This is a genomic window from Bacillus haikouensis (assembly GCF_013179555.1).
GTDB classification, from domain to species: Bacteria; Bacillota; Bacilli; order Bacillales; family Bacillaceae_B; genus Rossellomorea; species Rossellomorea haikouensis_A.
Genome location: NZ_JABMCR010000619.1, coordinates 1 through 602, shown reverse-complemented (window position 1 = coordinate 602; position 602 = coordinate 1). Strand labels below are relative to the sequence as shown.

Annotated in this window: 2 protein-coding genes; both read left to right on the top strand. The window is 44.7% G+C overall.

The genetic code is table 11. From position 1 onward, the window contains the following. A partial coding sequence (gene rsgA / locus HP456_RS24710) for a ribosome small subunit-dependent GTPase A (RefSeq protein WP_172255924.1) occupies positions 1 to 354 on the top strand: 354 nt, incomplete at its 5' end. Positions 355 to 357: 3 nt separating this feature from the next. Next, positions 358 to 602 (top strand): ribulose-phosphate 3-epimerase (locus tag HP456_RS24705; RefSeq protein WP_376766253.1); only part of this gene is annotated, 245 nt, incomplete at its 3' end.

Below are 602 nucleotides of genomic sequence, written 5' to 3'. Positions count from 1 at the left end.
AACGTAATCAACCCCGAACTGGATCTGAAAACAGCTATGATTTCCTCTCATTTAGGAAGGGGGAAGCACACAACCCGCCATGTCGAACTGATTGACATTGATAATGGATTAGTGGCAGATACTCCGGGATTCAGTTCACTTGAGTTTACGGATATCGAAGTTGATGAACTGCCGCAATGTTTCCCTGAAATGGTGGAAGAGGCAGAACAATGTAAATTCAGGGGCTGTCTCCACATCAACGAACCGAAATGTGCAGTAAAAAATGCGGTGAAAACAGGCGTTATACCGGATTACCGCTACGATCACTACCTGACATTCCACCAAGAAATTAAAGATAGAAAGCCGAGGTATTAAGAAATGAAGATAGCACCATCCATATTGTCTGCAAATTTTGCAGAGCTGGGAAAAGAAATCAAGGATGTAGAAAATGGAGGAGCAAATTATATTCATATCGATGTGATGGACGGCCATTTCGTACCGAATATTACGATGGGACCGATGGTGGTGAAGGCCATTCGTCCACTTACGAACCTGCCGTTGGACGTTCATCTGATGATCGCGCATCCTGACAAATATATCGAAGCCTTCTCCGAAGCGGGGGC